This is a genomic window from Streptomyces sp. NPDC031497 (genome assembly GCF_055580905.1).
The window spans coordinates 22,114-47,172 of record NZ_JBVIKO010000041.1; the positions used below are offsets into that span (position 1 = coordinate 22,114).

Sequence of the window (25,059 nt, forward strand, 5' to 3'; positions counted from 1 at the left end):
CGATCGGCGGAGCTGGACCGTCTACTCCCGCACCTGACTCCAGCTGAGGACGACACGACCTCGCTCCCACTTCTCATCTTCGCCGTCACCGGCATGGGCGGCATCGGCAAGACCGCGCTGGCCGTAGAGGCGGCACACCGGGCGCGTACGGAGGGCTGGTTCCCGGGCGGGACCCTCTTCGTGGATCTGCGCGGCTACGACGACGACCCGGTGACAGCCGATCAGGCGGTGCTGGCTCTCCTCGACGCGCTCGGCGTCCGAGACCGGGATCTACCGCCGACGACAGAACGCCAGTACGACGCGTACCGCACCCTCCTCGCCGAACAGCGGAACCGGATGCTGCTGATCCTGGACAACGCCTCGGATCCGTCCCAGTACCTGCCGCTACTGCCGGGCGCGAACCACCACCGCGTGCTGATCACCTCCCGGGACCGCCCCGACGCCCTGCCGGTACGCCTCATCGACCTTGAGACCCTCAGCCCGGCCGACTCCGTCGCCCTGGTCAGCCGCGCCCTGCACGACACCGACGAACGCGACGAACGTCCCGGTCGCGAAGCCGACGCCCTGCGCGAACTGACCGACCTCTGCGGCCACTTACCCCTGGCTCTCCAGATCGCGGCCGCCCTGCTGCGCCGACGCCGGCACCGGAGCATCGCCTCGCTGGTCGCCGAGATCAGGGAGTCCGGCAACGCGACCAGCGTCCTCGACTACGGCAGCCGTGGTACGGACATGTACGGCCGCTCGCTCGTGCTCCGGCCTGTGCTGGAGACGTCGTATCGCCGACTGCTACCTGATCAGGCTCGGTTGCTGCGGCTACTCGCTCTGGCGCCGGGTGCGGAGACCGGGGCTGAGGCGGTGGCCGCGCTGGCCGACGTCGACGAGTCGGCCGCGCTGTCCTTGCTGGAGGACTTGGCCGCCACCCATCTCGTCACACCGGTCCGGGAAGGCGAGAGGCCGGCTTCGGTGGTGCGGTTTCGGTTGCATGACCTGGTGCGTGCGTACGGGGCGGGTGTGGTAGCAGGGGATTTGGAGTTGCGGGAGGAGGGCGAGGCAGCCCGGGAGCGGGTGTTGGGGTTCTACTGCCGGTGGGCCATTGCGGCTGACGACCGGTTGCAGTGGCTGCCGGGGAGGGTGGAGCCGGAGCGATTCGGGGACCGAGCGCAAGCGTTGGCGTGGCTGGACGAGGAGCGGGCGGGTCTGGTGGCGGCGGTGGGGTGGGCGCGCGAGGAACGGTACGCGGACACTGCAGTGCAGCTGGCCGAGAGCCTGGCGGTGTACCTGGGCTGGCGACGCTATTTCGACGACTGGATCGCCGTTGCGGGGACCGCTGGAGAGGCCGCCCACCGAGCCGGGGAGAGTCGCCGCGAGGCCATGGCGAGGAACGACCTCGGTATAGCCCTACGGCAGACGGGCCGGGCAGGGGAGGCGATCGACACACACACCCGCGCCCGCGACCTCTGCCAGCACGTCGGAGACCGCCACAGCGAGGCCATCGTGTGGGACAGCCTTGGCAACGCCCTGCGGGAGGCGGGCCGGGCGGGGGAGGCAATCGACGCCCACCGCCGCGCCCGCGACCTGTTTCAGAGCACGGGAGACCGCAATAGCGAGGCCAGGGCGTGGAACAACCTCGGCGGCACCCTGATGGCGGTGGGCAAAGTGGAGGAGGCGGTCGACGCCCACACCCGCGCCCGCGACCTGTTTCAGACCACGGGAGACCGCCATCGCGAAGCCAGGACATGGAACAACCTCGGCAGCGCGCTACTGGCCGCAGGCCGTGCAGAGGAGGCGATCACGGCATACGGCAAGTCCCTTGACGGCCGCCGCGACTTCGAGGACTGGTACGGCGAGGGACACACCCTCGACAACCTGGCTCGCGCTCATCTGGCCGCCTACAGGCCCGCCGAAGCCCGCGCCTGCCTGCTCCAGGCCGCCGACGCCTACACCCGCGCCAACGCCCCCACCGAAGCCGCCCAGATCCGGGCCTGGGCCGCCGAACTCGACTAGGGCGCCCTCACCACCCCCGAGCCCCCCACCCCGGCAACACCGCCCACATCCGCGTCCCGCCCCCGGGCTCCCGCCCCTCCCCGAACCCCCACTCCCCCTCACACGCCCGCACCACGCATCCCAACACCCGCAGCGCGGCCCGCCTCCGCACCTCGCAAGCCGCGGCGACCCGAGGGTGACGGTGCCGGGGGTGCCCGTCGTAGAGGATCACCCGCAGCGCGTCCTCCCGGTACCGCAGCGACAGATACACCTCTTCCCCCGGCGTGAACCGACCCGCACACGCGGCCAGTTCACTCACCACCTGCACGGCCGCGTCCGTCATGTCCTCCAGTCCATGCACCTTCAACACGACCCGCGTGGCCGCCCGCGCGACCCGGCAACTGGCAGCGCCCGCAGGCAGCGTGAAGCTGTAGGCGAGCGTGTCCGGAGACGGCGCCGCAACCTCCGAGACGTCGTCCGTGACGATGGGACACGCCGAGACAGAAGCGACTGGGCGCCGAGTTGCGAAAGATGCGGATCGCGGCGGACGTGACCACCGACTACGCCGCCGGACTGCTCGGGCTTGACCGCACCAAGGTGTCCAACATGGAAGCGGGGGCCCGCGCCATCTCCCCCGAGCGCGTGCGGGTCCTCGCCTGCAACTACGCCTGCCATGACGAGGCGTACGTCGACGCACTGGCCGAGATGGCGAGCGATCGTAAGCGGACCTGGTGGGACGCGTACCGGGGTCAGCTCCCCGCAGGGCTCCTCGACATCGCGGAGCTGGAGTGGCACGCCAAGAGCGTGCGCGTCGGTTTGTCTCTGATCATGCCCGGTCTGCTCCAGACCGACGGTTACGCCCGCACGATGTTCTCCGCCGCGCTGCCACCCCTTTCGGCGGCAGAGGTCGAACTACGCGTGGCCCTGCGCATGCAGCGGCAGCAGGTCCTCTTCCGCGACGACCCCATCACGTACACGGGATATGTACACGAGGCCGCCCTGCGGATGGAGTTCGGCGGTGCCAAGGTGACGCGAGGACAGCTGGACCACCTGTGCGACGCGTCCGAGCGTGACAACATCAACGTGCGCGTGATCCCCTTCAAAGTCGGGGTGTTCCCCGGGGCCGGCCAGGCGGTGACCTACGCCGAGGGGCCGGTTCCCCAGCTCGACACCGTGGAACTGGACTCCGCCCACGGCCCCGAGTTCACCCACGGGCAGTCACAACTCGACAAGTACCGGGCCCACTTGGACTGGATGGAAGCCGCGTCCCTTTCCTCCGAGGCCTCACGCGACTTCATCCAGGCCATCGCCCACAACCTCTGAGGAGCCACCCGTGCCTGACATCACCTGGGAAGAGCCCTTCTGCGGCGAGGGCGCCAACTGCTTCCGCCTGGGCACCGACCCCCAAGGCAACGCCTACATAGCCGTAGCCGGTCAGGAGGACACGTACCTCACCGACACCCGCGAAGCCCTCCGCACGCTTATCCGCGACATCAAGGCCGGCAGAGCCGACCACCTTCTCTAACCGTTCTCCCCCTCCAGCACGCCCGGCCGGAACGGCTCCACCCCGACCACCCGCCGTACCTTCACCGGCTCGATCAGCAGCATCACCCGCCGCTCCCCGGGCAGCAGCCACGGGTACCGGTCCTCCCCGATGTACTTGCGGGTCAGCCGGTCCATGGAACGCTCCGCCTCCTCCCCCTCCACGAACCGCACCACCCGCCCCCGGATCTCCACCCGGTCGTAGGGGTTGTCCGGGTCGTGGTGCGAGAGCGAGACGGCGGGGTTGCGCCGCAGGTTCTCCTCCTTCACGCGGCCGATCGCCGTGTTGACCATGACGTGGTCGCCCTCGAGGTCGACCCACATGGGCGACACCTGCGGCGCTCCGTCCGGCCCGACGGTCGCGAGATGCCAGAAGTTCGGCGCCAGCAACCGCTCACGAACGTGCTCGTCCAACTTGCCTGTGCGGTCCACGGAATACATACGGGCATCCTCGCCTCGCCCCTGTCCCAGCAAACCAGCAAACCCCCGCACACTCATTGACCTGACTAGACCACTCCACTTACCTTCACACCGCAAGAGAGACGAACCCCCAGGCCACAGCGCAGTGGCCGCCGAGGAGGTCGTGCCCGTGCGCCCCACCGCCGTCAGCATCCTTGCCCTCTCCCTCGTCACCGCCGCCGCTTCCCTCACCGCGTGCGGCAGCGGGTCCGGGAGCAGTCCCGACACCGTGAAGGTCTCCTTCAAACAGTCCATGGACAACTCCATCAAGGTGACGGACACCTATCTCGCGGACATCAAGAAGCAGTTCGAGAAGGAGTACCCGGGGAAGAAGGTCGAACTCGTCCCCATCAAGGCCTCGGACGCGGATTACTACACCAAGCTCCAGCAGATGCTCCGGTCCCCGCGAACCGCCCCCGACCTGGTCTACGAGGACACCTTCCTCATCAACTCCGACATCACCAGCGGCTATCTGAAGCCCCTCGACTCCTACCTCGCCAAGTGGAAGGACTGGGGGCAGTTCATCGACACCGCGAAGTCGGCGGCCAGAGGTGAGGACGGGAAGACGTACGGCGTCCCGGACGGCACCGACACCCGCGGGCTCTGGTTCGACAAGCGGGTGTTCGAGAAAGCCGGGCTGCCCACCGACTGGCAGCCCAGGAACTGGGACGACGTGCTCGCCGCCGCGCGGACCATCAAGGCCAAGGTGCCCGGCGTCACGCCCCTCAACGTCTACACCGGCAAGGCCGCCGGTGAGACCGCCAGCATGCAGGGCTTCGAGATGCTGCTGTACGGCACCAACGACGGGACCGCCGACCCCCTGTACGACAAGACCGGCAAGAAGTGGATCGCCGGGAGTCAGGGGTTCAAGGACGCGTTGTCCTTCGTCGAGACCGTGTACAAGGACAAGCTGGGCCCGGACGTCTCCGACGCGCTCGACCCCAACTACCGCAACACCGTCTGGGGTGAACTCATGCCCCAGGGCAAGCTGGGCATCAACCTCGACGGGTCCTGGCTTCCCCAGAACTGGCTGAAGGGCAGCGGTCGTGAGTGGCCCGACTGGTCCAAGCAGCTCGGCCTCGCCTACATGCCGACCCAGCACGGCCAGGCACCCGGCAAGGTGAGCATGTCCGGCGGCTGGACCTGGGCCGTCCCCGCCAAGGCCGGCAACCCCGACCTCGCCTTCGACTTCATCAAGACCATGCAGACCAAGGCGAACGCCCAGAAGTGGTACATCGCCAACTCCGGGATCGCGGTGCGGAAGGACGTCGCGAGCGATCCGTCGTACACGTCCGCCCAGCCCGGCATCAAGTTCTTCACCGATCTCGTCGCCAGCACGCACTACCGGCCCGCCTACCTGGCCTACCCGAAGGTCTCCACCGCCATCCAGGAGGCCATGGAGAGCGTGACCACCGGTGACGCGTCGGTCGACAAGGCGGCGAGTACCTACGACTCGACGCTCAAGGACGTCACCGACAACCAAGTGGTCACCCAGTGATCACGCGTCGCATCGCCCGCACGCTCCCGCTCACCCCCGCCCTGGTCCTGCTCCTCCTCTTCCTGGGCGGGCCGATCGTCTACTGCGCCTGGATCGCCTTCACCGACCTCCAGCTCACCGGTCAGGCGCACTCCTCCTTCGTGGGTTTCGCCAACTTCCGTACGGCGTTCCACGACGACGCCTTCCTGAACGCCGTCTGGCTGACCCTCGTCTTCACCGTGGTGTCCGCGCTCGTCGGGCAGAACACCCTGGGGCTGGCGCTCGCCGCGCTGATGCGGCGGGCGTCCAAGCCGGTGCGGACGCTCACCGGCGGGATCGTGATCACGGCGTGGGTGCTGCCGGAGGTGGTCGCCGGGTTTCTGCTGTACGCCTTCTTCCGGCGGGAGGGGACCCTCAACGCGATCCTGGACTTCCTCCATCTCCCGTCCCAGAACTGGCTCTTCACGCTGCCGATCCTGGCCGTGTCGTTCGCCAACGTGTGGCGGGGCACCGCCTTCTCGATGCTCGTCTACTCCGCCGCCCTCGACGAGATACCGGACGAGATCGAGGAGTCCGCGGAGGTCGACGGCGCCGGGGGCTGGCGCCGGATGTGGCACATCACGCTGCCGATGATCCGCCGGTCCATCGGGACGAACCTGATGCTCAACACCCTGCAGACGCTCTCCGTCTTCGGGCTGATCTGGGTGATGACCCGGGGCGGCCCCGGCGACCGGAGCCAGACCCTGCCCCTCTTCATGTACGAACAGGCCTTCCAGAACAGCATGATCGGGTACGGGACGGCCGTCGCCCTGCTCCTTCTCCTGGTCGGCTCGCTCTTCTCCGTCGTCTACATGCGCCTGCTGCGCACGGAGGTGTGAGCCGGAAGATGCCTCGCAATCGCCGGCGCTCCCGCCGCCTCGCCGCCGACCTGGGACTTCTCGTCGTGGCCGCCGCCTTCGTGCTGCCGCTCGCCTGGGTGCTGCTCTCCGCCGTCGACCCGCACGCCGATCTCCGGGTGCGGATCCCGGACGGGTTCACCTTCGCCAACTTCGACGCGATCCTCACCCCCGACATCACCTACACCCCGCTCCTGAACAGTCTGATCCTCTGCGGCGGCGCCACCGCGCTCACCGTCGCCTGCGCCGCCCTCGCCGCCTACCCGCTCTCCCGCTACCGCTCCCGGCTCAACCGGCCGTTCCTGCTCTCCATCCTCTTCGCGACGAGCCTGCCGATCACCGCGATCATGGTGCCGGTGTACGCGCTGTTCGTACGGATCAACCTCATCGACACCATGCAGGGCACCATCCTGTTCTTCGCCGCCTCCCAGCTCCCCTTCGCCATCTGGCTGATGAAGAACTTCATGGACGGCGTGCCGAAGGAACTGGAGGAGGCCGCCTGGACGGACGGCGCCAATCCCTTCCAGTCGCTGGTGCGGATCGTGCTGCCGCTGATGGGGCCGGGGCTCGCCGTCGTCACCGTCTTCGCCTTCGTGATGATGTGGGGCAACTTCTTCGTCCCGTTCATGCTGCTGCTCTCGCCGGACCAGATGCCCGCCTCGGTCAGCATCAACGACTTCTTCGGCAACCGTGGCATGGTCGCCTACGGCCAGCTCGCCGCGTTCTCGGTCATCTACTCGACGCCGGTGATCCTGCTGTACGTCCTGGTGGCACGGCGGCTGGGCGGCGGGTTCGCGCTGGGCGGTGCCGTCAAGGGATGAACAGGTCGACCGTACGGTCGAATCCGTACGTTCCCACAATCCGTGTTCCTGGCCGAACGGACCGTAGTCAGTGCCCTCGCGCGCCCTTACCTTGTGCGCTGTGCGCCGACCCCCAGCTCTGCCGAACCAGCCAGGTCCCCCCTTCAACGCCCCCGCCGCCCGCAGACTCCGTGCCGCTCTCGGTATGGGCCCCGAGCACGTGGCCCACCATCTGCGGGCCTCGTACGGGCTGCCGTACGCCACCCCCGATCTCGTCCTCGCCTGGGAGCGCGGGGCGGTGATCCCGAGCAGCCCCGAACTCACCGCGCTCTCGGGCGTGTTGTGGTGCTCTCCGGGCGAACTGATCGACCGGCCGCGGACCCTGCGCGAGCATCGCGTCGCCCGCGGGCTGGCACCGGAGGACGTGGCGCTGGCCGTGGGCCTCGAACTCCTCGTCTACCTGGCCATGGAGGAGGACGGGCAGTGGCAGGGCACGGAACGCCAGTCCGCCGCCCTCGCCGACCTGCTCCACCTCTCCCTGCCCGACTACATCACCGTCACCGGCCGCGAGGAGAAGCTGGCCGAACTGCTGCGCAGCGCGGTCACCACCCGCTGGCAGGCCTACGTCCGCCCGGTGAGCAAGGTGGTCCCCCTGGACAAACGCCTGATCGAGAACGTCCTGCGAGGGTTGCACGAGGACTACCAGGGCCAGATGACAGCGACTCTGGCCTGGGGCAACACGACCACGACAGCGGAGGACGCCAGGGAAAAGGGCGAGGACTTCCTGACCGGGATAGTGCCCCGCTTCTGGAACAGGGCGGAGGACGGGCACCCCTGAAGGGACGCGGGACTGTTTCCATGTGCGGCTCCGCCGCGTGGGCGCGACCAGCCCCCCCACCCGCAGCCGGCATCGGGACGCCAGCCCTAGAAGACCGACTCCGCCTCGTCCATCCGATCCTTCGGCACCGTCTTCAACTCGGTCACCGCCTCCGCGAGCGGCACCATCACGATGTCCGTCCCCCGCAGCGCCGTCATCCTCCCGAACTGGCCCTGGTGCGCCGCCTCCACGGCGTGCCAGCCGAACCGGGTCGCGAGGACACGGTCGTAGGCCGTCGGCGTGCCGCCCCGCTGCACGTGCCCGAGGATGACCGGCTTGGCCTCCTTGCCGAGCCGCCGCTCCAGCTCGTACGCCAGTGCCGTACCGATGCCCTGGAAGCGCTCGTGGCCGTACAGGTCGATCTCGCCCTTGCCGTAGTCCATCGTGCCCTCGGCGGGATGCGCGCCCTCGGCCACGCACACCACGGCGAACTTCTTGCCGCGGGCGAACCGCTCCTCGACCATCTTGGCCAGGTCGGCCGGGTCGAAGGGCCGCTCGGGCAGGCAGATGCCGTGCGCACCGGCCGCCATCCCGGACTCCAGGGCGATCCACCCGGCGTGCCGGCCCATCACCTCGACGACCATCACCCGCTGGTGCGACTCGGCGGTGGTCTTCAGCCGGTCCATCGCCTCCGTGGCGACGCCCACCGCCGTGTCGAAGCCGAACGTGCGGTCGGTCGAGGAGATGTCGTTGTCGATGGTCTTCGGGACGCCCACGACCGGCAGGCCGGCGTCGGACAGCATGCGTGCCGCCGTCAGCGTGCCCTCGCCGCCGATCGGGATCAGCACGTCGATGCCGAACTCCTCCGCCATGTCGGTGGCCCGCTCGCAGGCTTCGCGGAGGCGGTCCCGCTCCAGCCGCGACGATCCCAGGATCGTGCCGCCGCGGGCCAGGATGCCGCCGACGGCGTCCAGGTCGAGGGGGCGGTAGTGGCCCTCGAGCAGGCCGCGGAAGCCGTCCTCGAAACCGATGACCTCGTCGTCGTACTGTGCGACTGCGCGGTGTACCACCGATCGGATGACGGCGTTCAGGCCGGGGCAGTCGCCGCCTGCGGTGAGAACTCCGATGCGCATGGTGGTGTGTCTCCTGCTCGCTGTCGTTACCGGTGAGCCGATCCGATTGTTTCATGCCGCGCAGGCGGGTGAAATCCTGACGGGCGCCTTATCCGGCGCCAAGGGTATTGTCAAGAGGGTTCCGCTCACCCCGGTGGGCGATTTTTGTGCGGCTACGCAGGGATGGAGTGCACACGTGACGCGCAGCGTGTACGTGACCGGGATCGACCGCGGCGACGGCCGTCAGGTCGTGGAGCTGGGCATGATGGAGCTCCTGACCCGGCAGGTCGACCGGGTCGGTGTCTTCCGCCCTCTCCTCCACGACGGGCCCGACCGTCTGTTCGAGCTGCTGCGTGCGCGATACCGGCTCTCCCAGGATCCGGCGACCGTCTACGGCATGGACTACCACGAGGCGTCCGCCCTCCAGGCGGAGCAGGGCGCCGACGAACTGGTCTCCACCCTCGTCGACCGCTTCCACCTGGTCGCCCGCGCCTACGACGTGGTCCTCGTCCTCGGCACGGACTTCGCCGACACCCAGTTCCCGGACGAGCTGTCCCTCAACGCCCGGCTCGCCAATGAGTTCGGCGCCTCCGTGATCCCGGTGGTCGGCGGCCGCGACCAGAGCGCCGAGTCGGTGCTCGCGGAGACCCGGAACGCGTTCCGGGCGTACGACGGCCTCGGCTGCGACGTGCTGGCGATGGTCGCCAACCGGGTCGCCCGCGAGGACCGCGACGAGATTGCCGAGCGGATCACCGACCGGCTGCCGGTACCGACGTACGTGCTGCCGGACGAGCCCGCGCTGTCCGCGCCGACGGTCGCCCAGATCAGCCACGCGCTCGGCGCGAAGGTGCTGCTCGGCGACGACTCGGGCCTGGCCCGGGACACGCTGGACTTCGTCTTCGGCGGCGCGATGCTGCCGAACTTCCTGCCCGCGCTGACCCCGGGCTGCCTGGTGGTGACCCCCGGCGACCGCGCCGACCTGGTCGTCGGCTCGCTCGCCGCGCACAGTGCCGGCACCCCGCCGATAGCCGGCGTGTTGCTCACCCTGAACGAGCGGCCCAGCGACGAGATCCTCACCCTCGCCGCCCGGCTCGCACCGGGCACCCCGGTCCTCTCGGTGCCGGGCAACAGCTTCCCGACCGCCGCCCAGCTGTTCTCCCTGGAGGGCAAGCTGAACGCGGCCACCCCGCGCAAGGCGGAGACCGCGCTCGGCCTGTTCGAGCGGTACGTGGACACCGCCGGCCTCGACAAGGAGGTCTCGGCGCCGAGCAGCGGCCGGGTCACCCCGATGATGTTCGAGCACAAGCTGCTCGAACAGGCACGTACGGACAAGCGGCGGGTGGTGCTGCCGGAGGGCACCGAGACGCGGGTGCTGCACGCGGCCGAGGTGCTGCTGCGCCGGGACGTCTGCGACCTGACCCTGCTCGGGCCCGTCGACCAGATCCGCAAGAAGGCCGCCGACCTCGGTATCGACCTCGCGGACGCCCAGCTGATCGACCCGGCCACCTCCGAACTGCGCGACACCTTCGCCGAGCAGTACGCCCTGCTCCGCGCCCACAAGGGCGTGACGGTGGAGCTGGCGTACGACGTGGTCACCGACGTCAACTACTTCGGCACCCTGATGGTCCAGGAGGGGCTGGCGGACGGCATGGTCTCCGGGTCCGTGCACTCCACGGCGGCGACCATCCGCCCGGCCTTCGAGATCATCAAGCCGAAGCCGGGCTCGTCGATCGTCTCGTCCGTGTTCTTCATGTGCCTCGCCGACAAGGTGCTGGTCTACGGCGACTGCGCGGTCAACCCGGATCCGGACGCCGAGCAGCTCGCCGACATCGCCATCCAGTCGGCCGCCACCGCCGCCCAGTTCGGGGTGGAGCCGCGGATCGCGATGCTGTCGTACTCCACGGGTACGTCCGGTTCGGGGGCGGACGTGGACAAGGTGCGGGAGGCGACCGAGCTGGCGCGCTCGCGCAGGCCCGATCTGAAGATCGAGGGGCCCATCCAGTACGACGCCGCCGTGGAGCCGAGTGTCGCGGCGACCAAGCTGCCGGGCTCGGAGGTCGCCGGACAGGCCAGCGTGCTGATCTTCCCGGACCTCAACACCGGCAACAACACCTACAAGGCCGTGCAGCGGTCGGCCGGCGCGATCGCCGTCGGACCGGTGCTCCAGGGGCTGCGCAAGCCCGTCAACGACCTGTCCCGGGGCGCCCTCGTCCAGGACATCGTCAACACCGTCGCCATCACGGCGATCCAGGCCCAGAACCCGAGCGAGAAGGCAGCCGTCCAGTGAGTCCGACCCGTGTCCTCGTCCTCAACTCCGGCTCCTCGTCGCTGAAGTACCAGCTGCTGGACATGCGGGACAGCAGCCGGCTCGCGGTGGGCCTCGTCGAGCGCATCGGCGAGCAGACCTCGCGGCTGAAGCACACCTGTGTCTCCACCGGGGACGTCCGGGAGCACACCGGGCCGATCGCCGACCACGACGCCGCCCTGAAGGCCGTGGCGGAGGAGCTGGCGAAGGACGGCGTCGGGCTCGACTCGCCGGAACTCGCCGCGATCGGGCACCGGGTGGTGCACGGCGGGATGTTCTTCACCGAGCCGACCGTCGTCGACGACGAGGTGCTCACCGAGATCGAGCGGCTGATCCCGGTCGCCCCCCTGCACAACCCGGCCAACCTGACCGGCATCCGTACCGCGCGGGCGCTGCGCCCGGATCTGCCGCAGGTCGCCGTCTTCGACACGGCGTTCCACACGAGCATGCCGGAGTCCGCGGCGCGCTACGCGATCGACCCGAAGATCGCCGACCGGTACCGGATCCGCCGCTACGGCTTCCACGGGACCTCGCACGCCTATGTCTCCCGGGCGACCGCGCGGCTGCTGGGGAAGACACCTGAAGAGGTGAACGTCATCGTGCTGCATCTCGGCAACGGGGCGTCCGCCTCGGCGGTCGAGGGCGGCCGGTGCGTGGACACCTCCATGGGCCTGACGCCCTTGGAGGGGCTGGTGATGGGTACGCGTTCCGGTGATCTGGATCCCGCCGTCATTTTCCATTTGGCGCGTGTTGGCGGAATGTCCATGGATGAGATCGACACTCTTCTCAACAAGGAGAGCGGTCTGTTCGGACTGTGCGGTGACAACGACATGCGGGAGATCCGGCGCCGGATCGACGAGGGCGACGAGCAGGCGAAGCTCGCCTTCGACATCTACATTCACCGTCTGAAGAAGTACATCGGCGCCTACTACGCGGTGCTCGGCCGGGTGGATGCCGTGGTGTTCACGGCGGGGGTCGGGGAGAACGCGGCGCCCGTGCGGGAGGCTGCCGTCGCCGGGCTGGAGGGGCTGGGACTGGCCGTCGACCCGGAGCTGAACGCCGTACGGGCGGACGGGCCGCGGCTGATATCGCCGGCGGACGCGCGTGTCGCCGTCGCGGTGGTGCCGACGGACGAGGAACTGGAGATCGCCACCCAGACGTACGCGCTGGTCGGTGCCGGCAGAAATAACAGCTGAGCATATCGGCGCCCATTTGTATCTTCCGCCAGACGGAATATTCCGCAGCGAAACAAACCGATAGGATCGCCCCATGCGCCGTTCGAAAATCGTCTGTACTCTCGGCCCCGCGGTCGACACCCACGAGATGCTCGTGGCCATGATCGAGGCCGGCATGAACGTGGCCCGCTTCAATTTCAGCCACGGCTCGCACGCCGAGCACCAGGGACGCTACGACCGCGTCCGCGCCGCCTCCAAGGAGACCGGCCGGGCCATCGGAGTCCTCGCCGACCTGCAGGGCCCGAAGATCCGTCTGGAGACCTTCGCCGAGGGCCCTGTCGAGCTGGAGCGCGGTGACGAGTTCGTCATCACGACCGAGGACGTCCCGGGCGACAAGCACATCTGCGGTACGACCTACAAGGGCCTGCCGGGCGATGTCTCGCGCGGCGACCAGATCCTCATCAACGACGGCAACGTCGAGCTGAAGGTCCTGGACGTCGAGGGCGCGCGGGTGAAGACGATCGTCATCGAGGGCGGTGTCGTCTCCGACCACAAGGGCATCAACCTGCCCGGCACGGCCGTCAACGTGCCCGCGCTGAGCGACAAGGACATCGAGGACCTGCGGTTCGCGCTGCGCATGGGCTGCGACCTGGTCGCCCTGTCCTTCGTCCGGGACGCCAAGGACGTCAACGACGTCCACCGGATCATGGACGAGGAGGGCCGCCGGGTCCCCGTCATCGCCAAGGTGGAGAAGCCGCAGGCGGTGCAGAACATGGAGGACGTCGTGATGGCGTTCGACGGTGTGATGGTCGCCCGTGGTGACCTCGCCGTCGAGTACCCGCTGGAGCGGGTCCCCATGGTGCAGAAGCGCCTGATCGAGCTGTGCCGGCGCAACGCCAAGCCGGTGATCGTGGCGACCCAGATGATGGAGTCGATGATCACCAACTCCCGGCCGACCCGCGCCGAGGCCTCCGACGTGGCCAACGCGATCCTGGACGGCGCGGACGCGGTCATGCTCTCGGCGGAGTCCTCCGTCGGCGCCTACCCGGTGGAGACCGTCAAGACGATGTCGAAGATCGTCTCGGCCGCCGAGCAGGAGCTGCTGAGCAAGGGCCTGCAGCCGCTCGTCCCGGGCAAGAAGCCCCGCACCCAGGGCGGTTCGGTCGCCCGTGCCGCATGCGAGATCGCCGACTTCCTCGGCGGCCGCGGCCTGGTCGCCTTCACCCAGTCCGGTGACACGGCGCGCCGCCTCTCCCGCTACCGCGCCCAGCAGCCGATCATCGCCTTCACCACCGACGAGAACACCCGCAACCAGCTCACTCTCAGCTGGGGCGTGGAGTCGCACGTGGTGCCGTTCGTGAACACCACGGACGAGATGGTCGACATGGTCGACCAGGAGCTCGCCAAGATCAACCGCTTCAACCCGGGCGACACCGTCATCATCACGGCGGGCTCGCCCCCCGGCGTCTCCGGCACCACCAACATGCTCCGCGTCCACCACATCGGCGGCATCAACAAGTGACGCACCCGTGAAGGGCTTTGTACGACACTGAGGGCGCCCCCCTGCGACGGGGGCGCCCAGTGGTCCGTCAACGTCAGGAGGGCCGCTGACGGCCCGAAGGGTCCGGACAGCACTGTGGCCCGGGGTCCGCGCGAGGCGGACGACCGGGCCACAGCTCTGTGCGCGGCTCCCGAACGGGTCTGTGGTGACGCTCAGCCGGTTCCGTCGGTGGTGTAGACGTGCATCCCGGGGACGTGCAGGGTGCCGCCGAACTGGGCGGCCTGGACGACCTTCACGTTGGTGAAGTAGATCAGCGGGATGTTCAGCGGCGGCGGGCTGTCCGGGGTGAACGTGATCGGGATCAGGCCGAACAGGTTGCCCGAGATCGACTCCGTGTACATCGTGGTGTCGCCGCCGGTGATGGTGGACTTCGAACCGGCCGCGGCCTGCACGTGGTAGGTCTTGTCGATGTTCGTGTCCTTGACCGTCTGGTGCAGGTCGCCGATCTCGGTGCCGCCGGAGATGACGTACTTCAGCACCTTCTTCGTCTTGCCGCCGGCCGTCTTCACCTCCACGACACCCTGGTAGTCGGCGCTCTTCAGCAGCAGCGAGCTGGCACTCAGGTACCAGGGGTCGTCCGCCACCGCCACCTTGTTGTCGACACCGCTCACGTCGTCGGTGGCGACCTTGCAGTCGTCGGCCGACGTGCTGGAGCTCGCGGACGGGCTCGGCGAGGCGGTGGCGGACGCGGCGGCGTCGTCGGCCGCCTTGGTGGCTTCCTTGGTGACCTCGTCGGCCGCCTTGGTCGCCGTGTCGGTGGTGTCCTTCACGGTGTCCGTGACCTTCTTGACGGTCTTGGACACGGTGTCGGAGCCGCTGTCCTTGCTCGACGAGGACGCCGAGTCGGAGGACGACGAGCCGGCGGACGCGGAGGCCGACGGCGAGGGGGTGGCGCTCGCGGTGGAATCCGACGAGGACGAACTGGTCGTGCTGCCGCCGCTGAGGATGCCGGTGATGGCGTCCCCGATGGAGTCCAGCAGGCCGCCGCCGCTGTTGCTCGCGGAGGCCGACGGCGAAGGGGTGGCCGTGCCGTCGGAGCCGGACGAACCCGAGGAGGAGCCCGAGTCGTCCGACGACGAGGACGACTTGGACGCGGACGGCGTCGGCTTGGCCGTGTCGTCGGAACCTGAATCCGACGCGGACGACTTGTCCGACGACGACGAGTCCTTGGCGTCGTCCGACGCCGTGGGGGACGGCGTGGCCGAGTCCGTGGCCTTGTCGCTCGCGCTCGCCGAAGCGGAGGGCGAGGCGGAGTCCAGGGCGGAGACGCAGTCCTTGTAGTCCTCGGCAAGGCTCTTCGACGAGGACGACGTGTTGTTGGTGTCGGCGATCGCGAGCGTCGAGGTGAACCCCATGCCCATGATCACGGCCGTCGGCATCGCCACGGAGGCTATCGCCTTGCCGGCCGGCATGTGGAACCTGGTGAACAGCGGCTTCTTGGGTGCCGCGTGGCGCGGCCCGGTTCTCACACGGGACTCGTCCACATCAGTCCCGTGGGTCACCTCGTCAGCCGGCACTGTGCCTCCCGTTCGCCCCGTTCAGCGGGCTCGTTCCTGACAGGTCATTCGCCTCGCCCACGCCGTCCGAGCCCTTGAAGAGGCCGCCCTCACCGGGGGTGTGGTCCCCGGTCGGCGGAACGTCGCCCTCCGGCTGCGGAGCACCCGGTGCCCAGGCGACCTCCGGCTGCGGCGGGGCGCCCGGCGCCCAGGCCACCGCCATCGCTCCGCCGATCAGAGCGAACAGGAAGCCCATGATGAAGCCGCCGAAGTTGGACACGGGGAGGGACACCAGCGCCAGCAGGATCGCGGCGACTCCCGCGAACGTGCGGATGTGCTTCTGGAACCAGACGCTGATGCCCAGGACGACGAGCAGCACGCCGATGATCAGGGACCCGGCACCCGCGGTGGTCGCCATCGCGATCGTGAGATGACCGACCTGGAGATGCGCGTACGGGAAGTACATGATCGGAAGGCCGGCGAGCAGTATGTACAGGCCGGCCCAGAACGGCCGCGTGCCCCGCCAGGAGCGGAACTGCAGCCTCCGGCGGCTGAACTGGCCGGGTGCGGCAGGAGTCTCGGCGCTCATGGAAAACAGCTCCCTGGTGCGGCGTTGCTGTGGTGGTGTTGCCGTGTTCGGGCGGTGATGTTGCGTTGCACCGCGTGTGAAGACCGTGGGCGGAAGGTGGACGGGCGGGGGTGCCTTCGGCTCCCCCGCCCCTCAGGGAGTGCTTAGTAGCACTCCTCACCCTTCGTCGAGATCGACATGTGCAGACCGCTGAGCTTGAAGGTCGCGGCGGTGGTGGCCCACGCCGTCTGCTTCACGTCGGTCAGCGAGGCGTGGTCCGCCTCCTGCGCGAACCCGTACGGGTTCGCCTGCTTGTTGGCGACCTCGCCCGACTTGATGCCCGGACCCTTGGTCGAGCTTCCCGCGGCAACACCGATGTTGATGTTGGTGAAGGTCGCGTCGGCGTTGAGGTCGTCGAGGTCGATGTACAGCTTGGTGGCCTCGACCGGCTTGTCCGCGCCCGCCCGCAGGATCAGGCTGACGTTCCCGAAGATCGGCACGTTCGGGGTGACGACGGACTGGCACAGGTTGGTGATCTCCGCGCTGTTGAACGCCGAGACCGCCACCGGGTGGATCGTCTTCTCACCGGTGAGGGTGTAACCCGAGTCGATGGCACCGTACTGAACGAAGCCTTCACCCTCGAGCGACGAGGCCCTGACCTTGAACTGCTGGCCGGACACGCTGAACGACGCGGCGAGAGCGCCCTGCGCGAGGGCGACACCTATACACGCCGTGGCGGCCACGCTGGGCACCATGACCACAGCGAACCGCTTCCATCTGGTCCCGCCACGCACCTGGGACTCCATATTTCCTCCTTCTCGGACGTACATCTCCTGGCCCGGAATCGCCCCCAACGGCGGCTCGGCCGGGCAGGGATGGGAGAAGTGCTACGTCCTCGGAAGGGGAGCGCCCGCACTCGGAGGCGCGAACCGCACCTCGATCACCGGCGATCACCCCCGAGCGACAACCACTGGTCGCGCCTGACACGCATCACGCACAACCCTGCTGGACAGGCTCCGCCTGGCGGCGAAGACCCCCCTGCCCAAGAGCCGGCTTCACTGCCGCCGACTCTGCTCGGTGGGGACCCAGATGAGCCCGCATGCCCGACCGGCTGTCGGGGTACGGCAATGGACCGAGCGTCGCCGATCGTGGTGCATTCTCGCCGCCCGCACAAGGGGCTTCGTTACTGGGTAGTAACGGCCGGATAACCGATGGACGACCCGCCGGTCTCGGAGAGCGACGCAGGGTGGCATTCGGGGGCAGAACAAAGCCGTTGAACCCTGGACGGAACCAGACAGATCAACGGCCCTGATTTACTGCGAGTAACAGCGACCGCGATTACCAAGATTTGGTAAAGAGCGGCCGCTGTGACCCCGCGTCGGCAAATCTTTCACTCCGGCATCACAGGACGTGACGTTTAGCGACTGGTCAGAACTGTGTTCAGACCACGACTCAGAACAGCGCCCGCGCCAGCGCCCGGCGCGCCCCCACGACCCGGGGGTCGTCGGTGCCGACGACCTCGAAGAGCTCAAGGAGCCGCCGCCGTACGGCGTCCCGGTCGTCCCCGGCCGTCCGCTGCACGGTCTGGATCAACCGTCCGAAGGCGTCCTCGACATGGCCGCCCACCAGATCCAGGTCGGCGGCCGCGATCTGCGCCTCGGCGTCGGCCGGCTTCCCGGCCGCCTCCTCGCGCACCCGCTGCGGGTCCATCCCCTGCACGCGCTTGAGCAACTCGGCCTGCGCCAGTCCCAGTTTGGCCTCGCTGTTGCCCGGGTCGTCGCTCAGCACGTTCTGGTACGCCTGGATCGCACCGCCCAGGTCACCCGCGTCCAGCGCCTGGACGGCGGCCTCGAGGAGCGCGTCGTGGGGACCGGCCGGCATCGCCGCGGGCCCGGCCGCCGGGGCGGCGCCCGGCTGCGCGTCGGGGTCGACGGTCAGGCCGGTCAGCCCGAAGCGCTCCTCGGCGACCTGGATCAACTGGTCGAGGGTGCCCCGGATCTGGTCCTCACCGGCGGCGCCCTGGAAGAGCGGCAGCGCCTGACCGGCGACCACCGCGAACACCGCCGGGATCCCCTGGATCCCGAACTGCTGCATCAGCATCTGGTTGGCGTCGACGTCGATCTTGGCCAGCAGGATGCGGCCGTTGTACTCGACGGCGAGTCGCTCCAGGACCGGGCTCAGCTGCTTGCAGGGCTGACACCACTCGGCCCAGAAGTCGATGACGACGGGGACTTCGGCGGATCGCTGGAGGACATCGCGCTCGAAGCCGGCTTCGTCGACGTCGATGACCAGATCGGCCGGAGCGACGGCGCCGGCACCACCCTGCCGGGCCGTTTCGGCGCGCGCCTGCTCGGCCTTGGTCTTGGCCTCCTGGGCCGCCTTGACCGCGGCGAGGTCGACGACGCCGCTCATGGACATGTTCCGTGGCTGCATGCGTCTATCCTCCCCCGTTCCCGCGCGTGTGTGAAAAACGTCGTGAAAGCTGGCCGAACAAGCGTCCGGTCGAAGGCGCCGGGTCCCCACCCCACGCCGTGGTCGTCGCCCGTGCGGTCACACACGAGCTTTCGCTACGACCCGTAGCGTAATGCCTCAGGGACCCCGCGCGACACCCCCCTCCGGTGATCTCCCTCACGACGTCACATGAACCGCCGGTTATGGTCGTGGGATGCAGAGCCGCACCCCCTCCAGCCGTACCGGGCGCCCGCGCAGCGCCGAAGCGGACGCCGCGATCCTGGCAGCCACGCGGCAGGCGCTGGTGGAACTGGGCTGGTCCAAGCTCACCCTGGGAGACGTGGCGACGCGGGCCGGGGTTGCGAAAACGACCCTCTATCGCCGCTGGGCCGGCAAGAACGAGTTGGTCGTGGACGCGGTCGCGGAACTGTTCGACGAACTCGAACTCCCCGACCGGGGCAGCCTCGCCGACGACATCGAGGGCGTGGTGCTCCAGTTCGCGGCGATCCTGGACCGCCCGGAGGCGAAGAGCGGGCTGATGGCGGCGGTGGCCGAGTCGACCCGGGACGAGGCGCTGCGGGAACGTATCCGCGCGTCCATCGTGGACCGTCAGAAGCGGCTGGTCCTGGAGGGCCGGGAGCGTGCCCAGCGGCGCGGGGAACTCCCCGCGCAGCCCGACCCGTGCGAGGCGGACCGCACCGCGGAGCTGATCTTCGACCTGGTGGCGGGTTCGGTGGTGCACCGCGCCCTGGTGAGCGGCAAGCCGGCGGACGAGGAGTGGGTGCACGGCCTGACCCGGATCCTGCTGCTGGGCCTGGCGGGCGCGGCGGACGACGCCAGGACGTGACCACGCCCCACCGCGAAGTCGGCGTCGAGCGCTGTCAGCGGACGACGACGGTGCCGTCACCCATTTCCACGACATGCCCTTGGAGGACACGGTCCTGGTCACGGGCCCATTCCAGGTAGACGCGCTCCGTCGGCGTGCTCGCGGTGACCGTGGCGCCGGCCTTGTCCGCCAGCATGACCATCACGGGCAGCAGGCCGTCCATCAGCTTGATCATCTCCGAGTGCCCCGTCCCGCCCCGCCTGCGCAGAGCGGCGGTGACGAACTCGCCGTAGAGCCGGGTGTCCATCTGGACCCAGTCGCCGGAGACGTCGTGAAGTCCGCTGGGCACCTTGAGGATCCGCGAGCTCAGCGCGTCGACACCGCCCATGAAGAGCTGACCGACGGCGAGCGCCGGTTCCCAGACGTCCTCGTCGGTCTCGGTGACCGTGAATATGTAGCTCATCACGGTCACCGTACGCGCCGTACGCGGGTGTCGGCGCCCGCTCCGCGACCCCGTGACCCGCGACCGGTCAGAACCCCGCCGGCTCCGTGTACACCCCCCACTCGTCCCGCAGCACCCCGCAGATCTCGCCCAGGGTCGCCTCGGCGCGTACGGCGTCGAGCATCGGCTCGATCATGTTGGCCCCGGAGCGGGCGGCGCCGAGCATCGCGTCCAGGGCGGTACGCACCGCGCCCTCGTCGCGTGCGGTCCTGCGCTCGTCCAGCACCCGCACCTGCTCCCGCTCCACCTCGTGCGAGACCCGCAGGATCTCCAGGTCCCCGGTGACGGAGCCGGTGTGCACGTTGACGCCGACGACCCGCTTGTCGCCCTTCTCCAGCGACCGCTGGTACTGGAAGGCGGACTCGGCGATCTCCCCGGTGAACCAGCCGTCCTCGATGCCCCGCAGGATCCCGGAGGTGACCGGCCCGATCGGGTGCCGTCCGTCCGGATGGGCGCGCAGCCCGCGCTCCTTGATCTGGTCGAAGATCTTCTCGGCGTCGGCCTCGATCCGGTCGGTCAGCTGCTCGATGTACCAGGAACCGCCCAGCGGATCCGCCACGTTGGCGACCCCGGTCTCCTCCATGAGCACCTGCTGGGTACGCAGCGCGATCTCGGCGGCCTGCTCGCTGGGCAGCGCGAGGGTCTCGTCGAGCGCGTTGGTGTGCAGCGAGTTGGTCCCGCCGAGCACGGCGGCGAGCGCCTCCACGGCCGTCCGCACCACGTTGTTGTACGGCTGCTGGGCGGTCAGCGAGACGCCCGCGGTCTGGGTGTGGAAGCGCAGCCACTGCGACTTCTCCGACCGGGACCCGTACACGTCCCGCATCCACCGCGCCCAGATCCGGCGGGCCGCGCGGAACTTGGCGATCTCCTCGAAGAAATCGACGTGCGCGTCGAAGAAGAAGGAGAGTCCGGGGGCGAAGACGTCGACGTCGAGGCCCCGGCTGAGCCCCAGCTCCACGTATCCGAAGCCGTCCGCGAGGGTGTACGCCAGCTCCTGGGCGGCCGTCGCCCCTGCCTCGCGGATGTGGTAGCCGGAGACGGACAGCGGCTTGTACGCGGGGATGCCGGCCGCGCAGTACTCCATCAGGTCGCCGATGAGCCGCAGATGGGGTTCGGGCTGGAAGAGCCACTCCTTCTGGGCGATGTACTCCTTGAAGATGTCGGTCTGGAGCGTGCCGTTGAGCACCGCCGGATCGACGCCCTGCCGCTCGGCGGCGACGAGGTACATGCAGAAGACCGGGACCGCCGGACCGCTGATCGTCATCGACGTCGTGACGTCGCCCAGCGGGATGTCCTTGAACAGGACCTCCATGTCGGCGGCGGAGTCGATGGCCACCCCGCAGTGCCCGACCTCGCCGAGCGAGCGCCGGTCGTCGGAGTCGCGGCCCATGAGGGTCGGCATGTCGAAGGCCACGGACAGACCCCCGCCGCCGTTGGCGAGGATCATCTTGTACCGCTCGTTGGTCTGCTCGGCGTTGCCGAACCCGGCGAACTGGCGGATGGTCCAGGTCCGCCCCCGGTAGCCGGTCGGGTACAGCCCGCGCGTGAAGGGGTACTCGCCCGGCCAGCCGATCCGCTCGAATCCCTCGTAGGTGTCCCCTGGGCGGGGCCCGTACACCGGCTCCACGGGGTCCCCGGAGAGCGTGGTGAAGTCGGCGTCCCGCTTGCGGGCCGCGTCGTAGCGGGCCTGCCAGCGTAGGCGGCCCTCCGTGATGGCGTCAGCGTCCATACCCTCGAATTTACTAGGACGTCCTAGTAAATGTCGATGGCGAACCGCCGTACGGGTGTCCGTACGGCGGTGGGATCAGACCTTCGCCGCCACCGGGGTGCCATCGGTGATCTTGTCGTCGAGTTCGCGGGTGACCTTGCGCTCCACGAAGAACGCGGCGGTCGGGATGGTGCCGGCGAGCAGCACCCACAGCTGCTTGCCGACCGGCCACTTCGCCTTGGAGCCCAGGTCGAAGGCGAAGACCAGGTAGACGACGTAGAGCCAGCCGTGCGCGATGGCGACGACCCGCGTGAAGTCGGCCGCACCGTCGATGTCCAGCCCGTACTTGGCGATCATGCTCAGGCACAGCAGCACCAGCAGCACACCGGTGACATAGGCCAGGACGCGGTAGCGGGTCAGCACGCTCTTTTTCATGGGGACGAGCGTAACCACCCGTTCCGGGAGATCTTGTCCCGGGTCGGTGCTCGGTCGGTGCTCGGTCGGTGCTCGGTCAGTCCTCGTCGAAGTCGTGCGCCGAGACCCGCAGCGGACGCAGCATCGCGAAGATCTCCGCGCACTCCTCGGAGTCGTACGCCCCGAGCCCGAAGTCCATCGCCATCAGGTCCCGGGTGGCCGCCTCGACGACCTCGCGGCCCTTCTCGGTGATCGTGGCGAGCGTGCCGCGCCCGTCGTTGGGGTTGGGCCGCTTGTCCACCAGACCGGACCTCACCAGCCGGTCGACGGTGTTCGTCACGGACGTCGGGTGCACCATCAGACGCTCGCCGATCTTCGACATCGGCAGCTCACCGGCCTTGGAGAAGGTGAGCAGCACCAGCGCCTCGTAGCGCGCGAACGTCAGCCCGTACGGCTTGACCACCGCGTCGACCTCGGCCAGCAGGATCTGCTGGGCCCGCATGATCGACGTGATCGCGGCCATCGACGGGACGTTTCCCCAGCGCTGCTTCCAGAGGTCGTCGGCACGGGCGATGGGGTCGAAGGGGAGACTGAGAGGCTTCGGCACGCCACCGACCCTACCGGCCGGTCATATACCGGTCAGCCGCGTCTCGGCTTTCGGTCACCTACGCCACGGGACCGCTGCCACGGCCGGCACCACACCGATGCGGGGGGGGCTGCCCACCGGGCACGGCCGACCCGCGCGCTGTCACGCATCCGGCCGAGGAGACCCGTCAGGGCCCCGGCGTGCAGCGGGCGGCTGCCGCGCCCATCGCCCGGGAGGCCGTACCGCAGTCCGGCGCTCGGCGGGCCGGCCGGCCGGCCGTCGGTGCCTAGCGGGTGTGGCGGCGCAGGTGGTGGCGGACCGCTCGTTGGGCGACCGGTCCCAGCGACTCCAGCGCGGCCACCAGCGCGCCGAGCTGTTCCAGGGCGTCCAGGGCCGCGTGGGCGCCGGACGCGTCGACGCCCTCGTAGAGCTCGATGCCCACGAAGGACGCGGCGACCGCGCGGGCGAGCCCGGCCGGGTCGGCGAACTCGCCGAACGGCGTCGCCACGAGGACCCGTACCAGCACCTTCTCGATCTCGGCGATCCACAGTTCGAGGCCGGCCGCGGTGGCGGGACGGAGCGCCTCCTGGGCCTGGGCGCCGGCCAGCAGCTGTCCGAGGAGGGCGACATGGCCGCCCGCGCGCTCCTCCTCGTGGATCTGCCGCCCCACGGCGAGGAGTTCGGAGAGTGAGCCGACCGCGGCCAGGCGGGGACGGAACCGGTCGACGGCCTGCCCCGCGCCGTACCGGCAGGCGGCCGCGAGGAGCTCGTCCACGGAGCCGAAGTGGTAGAAGACCAGCGCCTGGTTGACCCCGGCCGCCGCCGCCACGGTACGGGCCGACGTCTTGGCGATCCCCTGCTCGGTGAGCGTCCGCAGCGCGCCCTCCAGCAGCTTGTGCTTCGTCTCCAGGGACTTCGCGGTCTCCGGGCTCACGCGCGCGACTCCTCACGGACCGGCCGCAGCCCCGGCCGTACCCCACAGCGGCGGACGTCGGTGTACGACGCCTCGAAGGAGCCCTGGTAGCCGAAGAGCGGACCGAAGTACCGGTTCACGACCCGCACCTGGATATGGAAGCGGCCGGTCCGGTCGTCGTAGGACTCGCGCACCTCGGCGGTGGCCCCCGCGAGTTCGGGGACGCGGACGTCCACCGGGCCCTCCCTGAACCGGTGTTCGCCGGAGCGGATGAGCAGGGAGCCGTCGGGCTCGGCACGGAGGTGCAGCTCACTGGCGAGGTGCTGGTGGGTGCCGAGGTAGTCGAGGATGCGGTCGCCCTTGGGGCTGAGCACCATCTGGGCGTCGAAGCGGCGGGCCCGGCCGGGCAGGTCGAAGGTGCGCACGAAGGTCACCGTCTCACGGCCGTAGGTGTCGACGTACGGCACGTTCTCGATCACGAACGGAACGTTCCGGCCCGCCTTCGGGACCAGGATGTTCCGGGTGGCGCCCAGCGCGAGGAACGGCCTCACGAACGCCGGCCCGTGCCAGATCCGTTCCATCACACCCCGGCCGGTGCAGGCCTCACCGCTCGCCAGGCCGACCGAGAAGCGCCGCTGGAGCTGCGGGTGCAGCCGGTCGAAGCCGGCCCCCAGCACGGTACGGAACATGGAGGTCACGACTGCCTCCCCAGGGTGTGCAGGATCCGGGGCGCGGTCACCCGGGCCGGTGGGGTGCGCAGGCAGCGGCGGGCGGCCGGGGTGGTGGCGAGCGGGGGCGCGAAGAGGGCCAGCGAGAGGGCGACCACGAGGAGGAGCGGGACCAGGAAGGCGACGGCGGGCGAGAGGGCGTCGAGGACCGGCCCCTGGCTCAGGCCCGCGGTGCAGCCGACGACCGTCAGCGCGCGGGCCGTCATCTCGGCCAGCCAGTTCCACCGCGCCCGCTCCGGGGTGATCCCGCGCTCCAGCCACAGCCGCAGCCGGTCGAAGGACCAGGCGGTCGCCCACCCCATCAGCGGGCGCAGGACGAGCCGGTCGGCGAGCGCGCCGAGGCCGCCCCAGCGGGGCCGGTAGTCGTAGCCGGTGAGGAAGCGGACGCCGTCGGAGACCGGGACGTAGCGCCAGTAGCCGCTGCCCTCGGCGAGCAGCGAGAGCGGGTGCGGGGAGGCGAAGCGCAGGGCGGAGGTACGGGTGCCGTCGGGGCGCTCCTTCTCCCCCGCCGAGATCCCGGTGCCGGCGACCGTGAGGAACGGCAGCACCCGGGTGGCGTAACGGAAGCGCTGCGGCTCGCCCGGCACGCGCGGGAGGTAGTCGATCTCGGTGAACCTGAGGTCCCAGCGCTGGTGCCGGGCCGGGTCCTGGGTCCGTGCCCACAGTTCGTCGAGGTCGGCGCGGATGTGCGCCTCTATATAGAGCCCCATTGGTGTCGTACCCCTGTCACCTGGTCTTTT

24 protein-coding genes are annotated in these 25,059 nt (G+C 69.5%); 11 read left to right on the top strand and 13 right to left on the bottom strand.

Annotation, left to right across the window (positions count from 1 at the left end; translation table 11 throughout):
- Nucleotides 1–33 precede the first annotated feature (33 nt).
- The 3 genes from ACZ5K7_RS45325 to ACZ5K7_RS45335 all read left to right on the top strand — a co-directional run bounded on the left by ACZ5K7_RS45325 (nucleotide 34) and on the right by ACZ5K7_RS45335 (nucleotide 3,508).
- Nucleotides 34–2,004 (top strand): tetratricopeptide repeat protein, encoded by a 1,971-nt coding sequence (locus ACZ5K7_RS45325; RefSeq protein ID WP_468923979.1) that lies wholly within the window; start codon nucleotides 34–36, stop codon nucleotides 2,002–2,004.
- 510 nt (nucleotides 2,005–2,514) lie between these two features.
- The gene (locus ACZ5K7_RS45330) at nucleotides 2,515–3,306 is read left to right on the top strand and encodes a DUF5753 domain-containing protein (RefSeq protein WP_468923891.1); all 792 of its coding nucleotides are present in this window, start codon (nucleotides 2,515–2,517) and stop codon (nucleotides 3,304–3,306) included.
- 10 nt (nucleotides 3,307–3,316) lie between these two features.
- Nucleotides 3,317–3,508 (top strand): hypothetical protein, encoded by a 192-nt coding sequence (locus ACZ5K7_RS45335; protein WP_217554459.1) that lies wholly within the window; start codon nucleotides 3,317–3,319, stop codon nucleotides 3,506–3,508.
- On the opposite strand, the gene ACZ5K7_RS45340 is transcribed toward ACZ5K7_RS45335, so the two are convergent.
- Nucleotides 3,505–3,966: a PPOX class F420-dependent oxidoreductase gene (locus ACZ5K7_RS45340; protein ID WP_351710597.1), complete on the bottom strand. Its 462-nt coding sequence runs from the start codon at nucleotides 3,964–3,966 to the stop codon at nucleotides 3,505–3,507. The genes ACZ5K7_RS45335 and ACZ5K7_RS45340 overlap by 4 nt on opposite strands.
- 142 nt (nucleotides 3,967–4,108) lie before the next feature.
- Between ACZ5K7_RS45340 and ACZ5K7_RS45345 the strand changes: the two genes are divergently transcribed.
- The 4 genes from ACZ5K7_RS45345 (at nucleotide 4,109) to ACZ5K7_RS45360 (ending at nucleotide 7,995) form a co-directional block, all read left to right on the top strand.
- Nucleotides 4,109–5,482: an extracellular solute-binding protein gene (locus ACZ5K7_RS45345; protein ID WP_450973600.1), complete on the top strand. Its 1,374-nt coding sequence runs from the start codon at nucleotides 4,109–4,111 to the stop codon at nucleotides 5,480–5,482.
- A complete protein-coding gene (locus ACZ5K7_RS45350; protein ID WP_351710593.1) occupies nucleotides 5,479–6,339 on the top strand; it encodes a carbohydrate ABC transporter permease in 861 nt (286 codons plus the stop codon). Before ACZ5K7_RS45345 ends, ACZ5K7_RS45350 begins: the two co-directional genes overlap by 4 nt.
- Nucleotides 6,340–6,347: 8 nt before the next feature.
- A complete protein-coding gene (locus ACZ5K7_RS45355) occupies nucleotides 6,348–7,178 on the top strand; it encodes a carbohydrate ABC transporter permease (protein ID WP_468923897.1) in 831 nt (276 codons plus the stop codon).
- 91 nt (nucleotides 7,179–7,269) lie between these two features.
- Nucleotides 7,270–7,995, top strand: coding sequence for an XRE family transcriptional regulator (locus tag ACZ5K7_RS45360; protein WP_468923900.1), 726 nt, complete (start codon nucleotides 7,270–7,272; stop codon nucleotides 7,993–7,995).
- An 86-nt stretch (nucleotides 7,996–8,081) separates the two neighbouring features.
- On the opposite strand, the gene ACZ5K7_RS45365 is transcribed toward ACZ5K7_RS45360, so the two are convergent.
- Complete coding sequence (locus tag ACZ5K7_RS45365) at nucleotides 8,082–9,107, bottom strand: ATP-dependent 6-phosphofructokinase (protein WP_351710587.1); 1,026 nt, start codon at nucleotides 9,105–9,107, stop codon at nucleotides 8,082–8,084.
- Between the two features lie 175 nt (nucleotides 9,108–9,282).
- Here ACZ5K7_RS45365 and pta point away from each other — a divergent pair, with 175 nt between their 5' ends.
- From pta to pyk, 3 genes are all read left to right on the top strand, one after another.
- Nucleotides 9,283–11,373 (top strand): phosphate acetyltransferase, encoded by a 2,091-nt coding sequence (pta, locus tag ACZ5K7_RS45370; protein WP_468923903.1) that lies wholly within the window; start codon nucleotides 9,283–9,285, stop codon nucleotides 11,371–11,373.
- Entirely contained in the window at nucleotides 11,370–12,587 is a 1,218-nt protein-coding gene (locus ACZ5K7_RS45375) for an acetate kinase (RefSeq protein WP_468923906.1), read from the top strand. Before pta ends, ACZ5K7_RS45375 begins: the two co-directional genes overlap by 4 nt.
- Before the next feature lie 73 nt (nucleotides 12,588–12,660).
- Nucleotides 12,661–14,088 carry a pyruvate kinase gene (pyk, locus tag ACZ5K7_RS45380; RefSeq protein WP_351710581.1) on the top strand — a complete coding sequence of 476 codons (1,428 nt, stop codon included), beginning with the start codon at nucleotides 12,661–12,663 and terminating at the stop codon, nucleotides 14,086–14,088.
- Nucleotides 14,089–14,279: 191 nt separating this feature from the next.
- Here pyk and ACZ5K7_RS45385 read toward each other — a convergent pair whose 3' ends face one another.
- From ACZ5K7_RS45385 to ACZ5K7_RS45400, 4 genes are all read right to left on the bottom strand, one after another.
- Complete coding sequence (locus tag ACZ5K7_RS45385) at nucleotides 14,280–15,644, bottom strand: hypothetical protein (RefSeq protein ID WP_468923910.1); 1,365 nt, start codon at nucleotides 15,642–15,644, stop codon at nucleotides 14,280–14,282.
- Nucleotides 15,634–16,212, bottom strand: a complete 579-nt coding sequence (locus ACZ5K7_RS45390; protein ID WP_351710578.1) for a DUF6114 domain-containing protein — start codon at nucleotides 16,210–16,212, stop codon at nucleotides 15,634–15,636. Before ACZ5K7_RS45390 ends, ACZ5K7_RS45385 begins: the two co-directional genes overlap by 11 nt.
- Nucleotides 16,213–16,355: 143 nt before the next feature.
- Nucleotides 16,356–16,997 carry a DUF6230 family protein gene (locus ACZ5K7_RS45395; protein ID WP_468923914.1) on the bottom strand — a complete coding sequence of 214 codons (642 nt, stop codon included), beginning with the start codon at nucleotides 16,995–16,997 and terminating at the stop codon, nucleotides 16,356–16,358.
- A 646-nt stretch (nucleotides 16,998–17,643) separates the two neighbouring features.
- Entirely contained in the window at nucleotides 17,644–18,624 is a 981-nt protein-coding gene (locus tag ACZ5K7_RS45400; RefSeq protein ID WP_468923917.1) for a tetratricopeptide repeat protein, read from the bottom strand.
- Nucleotides 18,625–18,856: 232 nt separating this feature from the next.
- On the opposite strand from ACZ5K7_RS45400, the gene ACZ5K7_RS45405 reads away from it, so the two are divergent.
- Nucleotides 18,857–19,489, top strand: coding sequence for a TetR/AcrR family transcriptional regulator (locus ACZ5K7_RS45405; protein ID WP_468923920.1), 633 nt, complete (start codon nucleotides 18,857–18,859; stop codon nucleotides 19,487–19,489).
- A gap of 34 nt (nucleotides 19,490–19,523) precedes the next feature.
- On the opposite strand, the gene ACZ5K7_RS45410 is transcribed toward ACZ5K7_RS45405, so the two are convergent.
- From ACZ5K7_RS45410 to ACZ5K7_RS45440, 7 genes are all read right to left on the bottom strand, one after another.
- A complete protein-coding gene (locus tag ACZ5K7_RS45410; protein WP_468923923.1) occupies nucleotides 19,524–19,931 on the bottom strand; it encodes a DUF6086 family protein in 408 nt (135 codons plus the stop codon).
- A gap of 67 nt (nucleotides 19,932–19,998) precedes the next feature.
- Nucleotides 19,999–21,699: an acyl-CoA mutase large subunit family protein gene (locus tag ACZ5K7_RS45415; protein ID WP_351710571.1), complete on the bottom strand. Its 1,701-nt coding sequence runs from the start codon at nucleotides 21,697–21,699 to the stop codon at nucleotides 19,999–20,001.
- A 75-nt stretch (nucleotides 21,700–21,774) separates the two neighbouring features.
- Entirely contained in the window at nucleotides 21,775–22,113 is a 339-nt protein-coding gene (locus tag ACZ5K7_RS45420; RefSeq protein WP_351710569.1) for a DUF3817 domain-containing protein, read from the bottom strand.
- A gap of 76 nt (nucleotides 22,114–22,189) precedes the next feature.
- The gene (locus ACZ5K7_RS45425) at nucleotides 22,190–22,699 is read right to left on the bottom strand and encodes a MarR family winged helix-turn-helix transcriptional regulator (RefSeq protein WP_351710567.1); all 510 of its coding nucleotides are present in this window, start codon (nucleotides 22,697–22,699) and stop codon (nucleotides 22,190–22,192) included.
- Nucleotides 22,700–22,964: 265 nt separating this feature from the next.
- Nucleotides 22,965–23,612 (bottom strand): TetR/AcrR family transcriptional regulator, encoded by a 648-nt coding sequence (locus ACZ5K7_RS45430; protein WP_468923929.1) that lies wholly within the window; start codon nucleotides 23,610–23,612, stop codon nucleotides 22,965–22,967.
- A complete protein-coding gene (locus tag ACZ5K7_RS45435; protein ID WP_468923932.1) occupies nucleotides 23,609–24,289 on the bottom strand; it encodes a DUF4166 domain-containing protein in 681 nt (226 codons plus the stop codon). Before ACZ5K7_RS45435 ends, ACZ5K7_RS45430 begins: the two co-directional genes overlap by 4 nt.
- Entirely contained in the window at nucleotides 24,286–25,029 is a 744-nt protein-coding gene (locus ACZ5K7_RS45440; protein WP_351710561.1) for a hypothetical protein, read from the bottom strand. The genes ACZ5K7_RS45435 and ACZ5K7_RS45440 overlap by 4 nt, the downstream gene beginning before the upstream one ends.
- Nucleotides 25,030–25,059: the final 30 nt, after the last annotated feature.

Excerpts from the sequence above, each read along its gene's own strand:
- ACZ5K7_RS45405 (WP_468923920.1), top strand. The coding sequence starts at position 18,857 with ATGCAGAGCCGCACCCCCTCCAGCCGTACCGGGCGCCCGCGCAGCGCC.
- pyk (WP_351710581.1), top strand. The coding sequence starts at position 12,661 with ATGCGCCGTTCGAAAATCGTCTGTACTCTCGGCCCCGCGGTCGACACC.
- ACZ5K7_RS45415 (WP_351710571.1), bottom strand. The coding sequence starts at position 21,699 with ATGGACGCTGACGCCATCACGGAGGGCCGCCTACGCTGGCAGGCCCGC.
- ACZ5K7_RS45410 (WP_468923923.1), bottom strand. The coding sequence starts at position 19,931 with ATGAGCTACATATTCACGGTCACCGAGACCGACGAGGACGTCTGGGAA.
- ACZ5K7_RS45340 (WP_351710597.1), bottom strand. The coding sequence starts at position 3,966 with ATGTATTCCGTGGACCGCACAGGCAAGTTGGACGAGCACGTTCGTGAG.
- ACZ5K7_RS45420 (WP_351710569.1), bottom strand. The coding sequence starts at position 22,113 with ATGAAAAAGAGCGTGCTGACCCGCTACCGCGTCCTGGCCTATGTCACC.
- ACZ5K7_RS45440 (WP_351710561.1), bottom strand. The coding sequence starts at position 25,029 with ATGGGGCTCTATATAGAGGCGCACATCCGCGCCGACCTCGACGAACTG.
- ACZ5K7_RS45395 (WP_468923914.1), bottom strand. The coding sequence starts at position 16,997 with ATGGAGTCCCAGGTGCGTGGCGGGACCAGATGGAAGCGGTTCGCTGTG.
- ACZ5K7_RS45365 (WP_351710587.1), bottom strand. The coding sequence starts at position 9,107 with ATGCGCATCGGAGTTCTCACCGCAGGCGGCGACTGCCCCGGCCTGAAC.
- ACZ5K7_RS45390 (WP_351710578.1), bottom strand. The coding sequence starts at position 16,212 with ATGAGCGCCGAGACTCCTGCCGCACCCGGCCAGTTCAGCCGCCGGAGG.
- ACZ5K7_RS45355 (WP_468923897.1), top strand. The coding sequence starts at position 6,348 with ATGCCTCGCAATCGCCGGCGCTCCCGCCGCCTCGCCGCCGACCTGGGA.
- ACZ5K7_RS45330 (WP_468923891.1), top strand. The coding sequence starts at position 2,515 with ATGCGGATCGCGGCGGACGTGACCACCGACTACGCCGCCGGACTGCTC.
- ACZ5K7_RS45400 (WP_468923917.1), bottom strand. The coding sequence starts at position 18,624 with ATGCAGCCACGGAACATGTCCATGAGCGGCGTCGTCGACCTCGCCGCG.